The following is a 7121-nucleotide window of genomic DNA, read 5'->3' on the forward strand; positions in this document are numbered from 1 at the left end:
CGGCGGTCCAGCTCGGAAAAGGAAAGGACCTCGCGCCGGCCGAGGAACGCCGGCGCCTCCGGGCGGCCGGCGACGACTCGCTCGAACGCTTCGACGAACGTGGGCGTCCCGCTCACACGGTCCTCCCCGGCCTCCATCGAACGAGGCGACGGCTCGCGGCGGCCAGGAGCGCCTGGATCGCGATGCCGAAGAGCGAAGCCGCGACCAGCCCGGCCCAGAGATCGTCGATCGAGAAAGTCTGCCAGGCGCGCCAGATCCAGGAGCCCAGTCCGTCGTTGGCGGCGACGAGCTCGAGCGCGATCGTGATCACGAGCCCGATCGTGAGCGCGAGCCGGAGGCCCACGAGGATGAGCGGCAGCGCGCCGGGGAGGACGACGCGTCGAAACGTCCGCGCGCGCGACGCTCCGTAGTGCCGCGCGACCTCGAAATGGACGGGGCTGATCTCCGCCACTCCGGCCATCGTGTTGATCGCCAGGGGAAAGAACGCCGACACCGCGACGAGCGCCACCCGCGCGGTCTCGCCGATCCCGAGCGCGACGAGGAACAGGGGGAGCGCGGCGATCTTCGGAATCGCGTGTCCGGCCGCGAGCGCCGGGTCAAGGGTCCGGCGGGCGGAGACCGACCATCCGGCGAGGGCCCCGAGGCCGATCGCCAGCGGCGACGCGAGCGCGACGCCGGCGAGGACGCGGGCGGCGGTGATTCCGGCGGCCGCGGGGAGCGTGCCGTCGGCGACGCGGCGTCCGAGCGCGGCGAGGATCGCGCTCGGCGGGGGGAAGAAGATCGCCGCGCCTCGGGAGAAATGCCGCGCGGCGATCTGCCACGCCACACCGGCGACGACGACGGCCGTAAGGAGGGCGGGAAGGCCGGCGAAGCGCGAACGCGTCATCGGGCCGCCTCCAGCTCGCGCCTGGCCTCGTCCCGAAGGAGCTCCCAGACGGCACGCCGGATCTCGAGCGCCTCGGGGCTCGCGAGCGACTCCTCGCCGCGCGGCCGCGGCAGGAGAATCGTCATCGACGTGCGGAGCCGCGCGGGGCGTCCCGAGAGCACCAGGATGCGGTCCCCCAGGCGCATCGCCTCCTCGATGTCGTGGGTGACGAAGAGGACGGTCTTTCGCGACGCCGTCCAGAGGGCGAGCAGCTCCTCCTGGAGCAGGAGGCGGGTCTGGGCGTCGAGAGCGCCGAACGGCTCGTCCATCAGGAGCACCGGAGCGTCCGAGACGAACGCGCGCGCGATGCCCACGCGCTGCTGCATCCCGGCGGACAGCTCGTGAGGAAACCGGTCGAGGAAACGCTTCAGGCCGATCCGCGAGAGGAAAGCGGCGGCGATCCGGCGCTTCTCGTCCCGGGGAACGTCCCGGCGCTCGAGGCCGAAGGCTACGTTGTCGGCGACGGTCATCCATGGGAAGAGGCCGTGATCCTGGAAGACCATCGCCGTCGGAGGGCGACCGGGGCCGGCCGTCGTGTCGACCTCGGCGGCGCCGCCGGAGGGGAGCTGAAGCCCGGCGACGATCCGGAGGAGCGTCGTTTTTCCGCAGCCGCTCGGACCGACCACGCACGCGAACTCGCCGTTCGCGATCTCGAACGAGAGATCGTCGATGGCCGCGACGGGCTCGCCGTCGCCCGGGAAGACGTGCGAGAGGTTGCGGAGGCGCACCGGCACGGCGTCAATCTCCCCGCGCCGCGAGACGCGCCTGCCGGAGCGGTCCCGGATCCCAGATTCGGGAGAGGGGGATCGGCTGCTTCATCGCGCCGCGCGCGACGGCCCACTCCTGGAAGGCGTCGAGCGTCGTCGGGACGATCTCGCCGTCCGCGCGAACCGGCACCCAGCAGGAATCGCGGACGAGCGCCGGAGCGAGGCCGGTCCGCCGCGAGAGGATCTCGACGTTGCGCGGCGTCTTCCCCGCCCGGTACCGGGCGATCCCGCGCAGGTACGCCTTCAGGAAGCGCACCCCCAGAGGCCGGGCCGGGCCGAGGAGGCGCCGGCCGAACACGATGTACGCCAGCTGGAAGCCGGGAAGGAAATCGGTCGCCGGCATCCACAGGCGCGCGTCTCCCGAGGAGAGCAGCCGCGTTCGCTCGGGATCGCCGATCAGCGCCATGTCCACCGCTCCGTTGGCGAACGCCCGTCCGACGACCGCGGCGGGGACGGAGACCTTCCGGATCGCGGAGGGAGGCACGCCTTCGCGCGCGAGGAAGCGGTCGAGCAGGAAATCCATCTCGGTCAGGGGGATCACGCGGACCCGCGCCCCGGCGAGATCGGAGGCCCGCGGGAGCCCGCCGCGCGCGGGGAAGCCGGGACGGACGAGGAGCCCGGTGAACCCGCAGCCTGCCGCCTCTTCGTGTCCTTTGTCGGCGACGACGCGGAAACCGGCGCCGCTCTCGATCGCCCGGAGGTCGCCGATCGAGAGCACGCCGCCGGAGGCGTCGAGGTGTCCGGCGGCGAGCGCTGCGGTCGCCTCGGTGTTGCTTTCGAGCGCGGTCCAGCGGATCGCGATCCCCTCGCGCCGGAAATCGCCCTCCTCCTCGGCGATGAACAGGGGGGCGAACGACAGATAGGGCACGCTCGCCATGCGGATCTCCGCGAGCCGGGACGGAGCCGCGCGGCGGCACGCCGGCAAGAGCAGGAGCGCGATGGCCAGGACCCCGGCGCCGGTCCGCGTCCCGCGCGTGCCGGAGGTCATGCGGGCGGCCGGGGCGAGCGGGATCCGACGCTCCAGCGGAGGGCGAAGAGGAAGACGCGGGGGTCCCCGATGCGGCGCCCGGAGGAGAGGTCGGCGATGTACCGGCGGTCGAACAGGTTGTTGCAGGAGACCGAGAGCGACGCGCCGCCCCACAACGGATGAGAGGCCTCCACGTCGAAGATCGCGGCGGGATCGAGCGCCAGCCGGTTGGACGCGTCCACGTACTGCCGGGAGTAGGAGCGGGCGCGGAGCGTCGCGCTGCGGCCGGCCGCGTCGTGCCACAACGCCGAGAACCCGGCCGCGTTGCGCGGCACGCCGGCGATCCACTTTCCGACGAGAGCCCGGTCGAGCGCGCTTCCGACCACCTTCGACTCGGTGTAGGCGTACGTCGCCTGGAGCGCCCAGAGGGCGGAGGGCTTCCAGTCGAGCGACGCCTCGATCCCCTCGGCCCGGGCGTCTCCGACGTTGAACGACTCGAGGACGCGCGGGGGCCCGGTCGCGACCTCGACCTGGCCGATGATCTTTTCGATGCGGGACGCGAAGGCGGTCGCGGCGGCGCTCCAGGCGCCGCGGGTGAAGTCCGCTCCGATCTCGCCGCCCCACGATTCTTCGGGGCCGAGATCGGGATTCGACAGGGTCTGCTGCGTTTTCGCGAGGGTCTGGTAGTACAGCTCGCGAAGCGTCGGCGCCCGGAACGACCGGTACGCCGCCGCGCGCAGCGCGAGCCCCGGCGCCACCGCGACCCTCGCGGAAAGGCGCGGGTCGAACCGGTCGTCGGTCCGGGACGCGATCCGCGCCGAATCGCCGGGCCGCGCGGTCTGGTGGCCGTCGAAGTTGCGCCAGAAGTCCCAGCGGGCGCTCGCGAGGAACTCGACCGACGGGCCCGGGACGTAGCTCGCCTCGACGAAGAGCCCCGTGAACGCCTGCTGGCCTCCCGCGACCAGGCGCTGCGTCACGGCGCCGGCCGGCGTGAAATTGTCGGCGCGGTCGTCTCCCCGGATGGACTGGAGATCGACCCCGGCCGCGAGGAAGGGGAGCAGCCCCGTTCCCTCCCTCGACCAGAGAAGCGACCCGCCGAGCGACTGGATCGGCTCCTCGTGGTGATTCGCGCGGAACTCGGCGTTGCGGCCCTGTCCGGCGAAGAACGCGGAGTTGTCGTAGGCGACGTGCTCGTGCTGGAAATATGCCGAGGCGGCGAGCTTCCCGGCGAGCGCCGGGAAATCCGCGCGGGCGGCGAGATCCTCGATCTGACGGTTCTGGTTCGACAGGGGAGTGCCGAGCGAAAGGTATTCGTTCGACGCCGAGGCGGAGACGCCGGCGCTCGCGTCGCCGTCGCGCCAGTCGGCATGCAGGCGGCCGTTCGCGTGGCGCGCGGCCATCGGGATGTCCACGGCCCCGCGGTCGCGCGCTGACTCGTGCTGGAAGCCGTCGGTCTGGAACCACGCGCCGTCGGCGCCGATGCCGAGCTCGCTCGTCAACATCCGGGAGGCGTCGAAGTCCGCGTGACGCGAGTCGTACGAGCCCAACCCGGCATCCGCCTCGAAGCCGTCGCTCTCGGCGCGGCGGGTCACGAAATTGACGAGGCCGCCGAGCGCCTGGCTGCCGAAGACGCTCGCGCCGCCGCCGCGCACGACCTCGACCCGTTCGAGCCGGACGAGCGGGATCTTGTTCCACTCGATCGCGCCGCTGAACGGATCCGTCGCGGGGACGCCGTCCTCGAGGACGAGCGCCCGGCGGGCGCCCGTCCCCCGCATCGAGAACGTCTGCGTCGTCGGAAAGTAGTAGGTGCTGGTGCCCGGCGGCATGTTGACGCCGGGAATCGTCCGGATGAGGTCGTCGGTCGTCCGAGCGGGGAGACGCTCGATCTGCTCCGGTCCGACGACCGTCACCGAGAGCGGCACGTCCGCGACCGACCTCTCGACGCGCGTCGCCGAAACGACGACGATCTCGGTGACGGACGCGGCCGGGGGCTCGTCCGCGTCGGGCGGGACGTTCGACGGGTCGCTCGCCGCGGCGAGCGCCGCGGTCGAAAAAACGGCCCGGGCGCCGAGCGCGAGCGCGAGGAGGGCGGCGAGCCGCCGGCGAGCGGCGCCGCGCCGTGGGCCGTCGAGCGAATGTTCGTCGAGCATCGAGCGCGAGGGATCTTACCGGAAACTCCGGCGCGCCGGGTCAGTCCGGCGACGCCGAACGCTCGCAGAGAACCAGGGTGCGGTCGTCGTCGGCGACCGCGGAGGAGCAGTGTTCCCGCACGCCGTCCAGGATCGCCTGCCGCAGCGCCGGGAGCGGGTCGGCCGCGTGCGAGGCGAGGATCTTTTCGAACCGCTCGAACCCGAACGCGTCGTCGGCCGCGTCGCGGCATTCGATGATGCCGTCCGTGTAGAAGACGAGGCGGTCGCCGGGCGCGAACGCGAAGGTGCGCGTCGGGAACTCGCGCGCGGCGAAGATACCCAGCGGAAACGCGGGGAGCTCGAGCGGCTCGACGCGGCTTCCGGAGATCCGGTACGGCGGCGGGTGCCCGGCGTTGGTGAGCGAGATCTCTCCCGGGCCCACCAGGACCGCGAGCGCGAGCGTCATGTAGTTGCGGGTGTCGGTGGACCGGAAGAGGAGCGCGTTCATCTTCGAAAAGAGCGCGGCGCCGCTCTCGCCGGATTCCAGCAGCGTCGCGAGCGCCGCCTTCGCCGTCGCGACGAGGAGAGCGGTGGGGAGGCCGTGCCCCGAGACGTCGCCGATCGCGACTGCCGTCTTCCCGTCGCGCGTCGCCAGGAAGTCGTAGTAGTCACCTCCCATCCGCGCGACGGGCTCGAAATAGGTGTCGGCGTCGAGTCCGGGGACGGCCGCGCCCGGCGCCGGCAGGAGCTTCTGCGCGATCAGCCGAGCCTGGTCGATCTCGCGGTCGAGGAGCTCGCGCGCGGCGCGGTCCTGGAGCGTCGATTCGAGCGAGCCGGCCATGAGGTCGAAGGAGCGGGCGAGGTCCCCCACCTGGTCGTGTGCCTTCGTCGCGATCCGCACCGAGAAGTCCCCGGCGGCGATGTGGCCGGTCGCTTTCGTGAGCCGGTTGACGGTCTTCGTGATCGTGCGGATCAGGAGGTACGCGGTCAGGAGCGCCACGAGGTAGACGGCGAGGAGGAGGCCGCCGAGCGCCATCAGCGCGATGATCGGCCATCGCGAGTTCTTCTGCTCGATCGCCCCCTGTTCGAAGAGCTCGCCGAAGGCGCGGCTCCACGACAGCCGGGTGAACGCGGCCAGGGTGCGCGCCTCCGCCCCTTCTCCGGCCGAGCCGAGGATCGGACGGGAGGTGTAGACCCACGAGACGACCTTCAGCGGATGGGAGGAGTGATCCTGCGGAATCGCCTGCGGGGGATAGATGAACTCGTCCGCCCGCGCCGTCTGGAGGCCGACACGGCGGCTCCGGTCGGCCGGGTCGACCTCGATATGAATGGCGCCCCCGCGGGACCGCGCGCTGGCGTTTCGCGAGAGCGGCAGGAGCGCGACGCCCGAGAGCTCCGCGAGCCGCGCGTAGAAGAGATCGTCCACGGGAACCGCCGACACCGCGGCGCCCGACTCGGACAGAACCGCGACGGCGAGGAACTCGGCCCGGGAGGCGCCGACGAAGCGAGGCTCTCCGAGCAGTCGAACCCATGACGGCGCGCGCTCGCCCGCGGGCAGCGCGGCGATATCGGACGTCGCGACGACGCCGTCGCGGATCTCCGCCTTCCGGACCCCGGGGATCTGTCCCGCGAGCATCCGCGACCCGAGCTCCCGGATCCCCCCGTCCACCCGGAACACTTCGAACTGGCCGACGGTCATGTCCGCAGCGATCGTGATGAGGAGGGCGACCATCGGGATCGGAAGGACGCCGATCAGGAAATACGAGAACGCGAGCCGCCAGGAGAGGCGGTAGAAGAGCTTGCGGGCGAGCAGCCGGGCGACGCGGACGAGCAGGACGACGCCCGCGACGCAGAGGAGGAGAATGCCGAGCGGGGTGAACGGGGAATCCTGTCCGATCCGGTCGCCCGCGGCGACCATCGCCACGGCGACCGCCGTCAGGATGAGCCAGACCCGCGTGGACTTGCGGAGGGACATCGAGGCGAAGTCTATCCGCTGGCGCGGCGATGCATCGAGCCGGGCGGGCACGTGCGATTGGCGGGCGGCTCGACGTACAGCTTTCGGTACGCCTTCGCCGAGGCTTCCGCCTTCGCTAAAGCTTCGGCGCGACAAGTCGGCGCGGCAGGCCGCTTCGCTCAGGATTGCGTGCTCCGCGCTCACGTGGGTGAGCGTTCCGCACTGCAAGCCGAACGAGCGACTCGACCGCGCTGACGGACACCCCCTCGCCGCGCTTCCGCTCCCGCGGTGCGAGTCGCAGCGCGGCAGCCCTTCTTCGATGACGGGAACTCCATGGGATTCTGGTGCGATCCGCCGAAGCCTGGGCGAATGCGGCTTG

Annotated in this window: 5 protein-coding genes; all 5 read right to left on the reverse strand. The window is 71.9% G+C overall.

Going from position 1 to position 7121, the window contains the following annotated elements:
* Nucleotides 1-112: 112 nt before the first annotated feature.
* Genes VKH46_06465 through VKH46_06485 form a run of 5 tightly spaced genes read right to left on the reverse strand, consistent with a single transcriptional unit; the run spans nucleotide 113 to nucleotide 6763 of the window.
* Nucleotides 113-886, reverse strand: a complete 774-nt coding sequence (locus VKH46_06465; GenBank protein ID HKB70471.1) for an ABC transporter permease — start codon at nucleotides 884-886, stop codon at nucleotides 113-115.
* The gene (locus tag VKH46_06470) at nucleotides 883-1659 is read right to left on the reverse strand and encodes an ABC transporter ATP-binding protein (protein HKB70472.1); all 777 of its coding nucleotides are present in this window, start codon (nucleotides 1657-1659) and stop codon (nucleotides 883-885) included. Before VKH46_06470 ends, VKH46_06465 begins: the two co-directional genes overlap by 4 nt.
* 4 nt (nucleotides 1660-1663) lie before the next feature.
* Nucleotides 1664-2680, reverse strand: a complete 1017-nt coding sequence (locus tag VKH46_06475; GenBank protein HKB70473.1) for an ABC transporter substrate-binding protein — start codon at nucleotides 2678-2680, stop codon at nucleotides 1664-1666.
* Entirely contained in the window at nucleotides 2677-4809 is a 2133-nt protein-coding gene (locus VKH46_06480; GenBank protein ID HKB70474.1) for a TonB-dependent receptor, read from the reverse strand. Before VKH46_06480 ends, VKH46_06475 begins: the two co-directional genes overlap by 4 nt.
* 40 nt (nucleotides 4810-4849) lie before the next feature.
* A complete protein-coding gene (locus VKH46_06485; protein ID HKB70475.1) occupies nucleotides 4850-6763 on the reverse strand; it encodes a SpoIIE family protein phosphatase in 1914 nt (637 codons plus the stop codon).
* Nucleotides 6764-7121 lie beyond the last annotated feature (358 nt).

It is taken from the genome of Thermoanaerobaculia bacterium (assembly GCA_035260525.1).
GTDB lineage: Bacteria > Acidobacteriota > Thermoanaerobaculia > UBA5066 > DATFVB01 > DATFVB01.

Bases quoted from the DNA above. Each gene is read 5' to 3' on its own strand.
- VKH46_06465 (HKB70471.1), bottom strand. From the start codon at position 886: ATGACGCGTTCGCGCTTCGCCGGCCTTCCCGCCCTCCTTACGGCCGTC.
- VKH46_06475 (HKB70473.1), bottom strand. From the start codon at position 2,680: ATGACCTCCGGCACGCGCGGGACGCGGACCGGCGCCGGGGTCCTGGCC.
- VKH46_06480 (HKB70474.1), bottom strand. From the start codon at position 4,809: ATGCTCGACGAACATTCGCTCGACGGCCCACGGCGCGGCGCCGCTCGC.
- VKH46_06485 (HKB70475.1), bottom strand. From the start codon at position 6,763: ATGTCCCTCCGCAAGTCCACGCGGGTCTGGCTCATCCTGACGGCGGTC.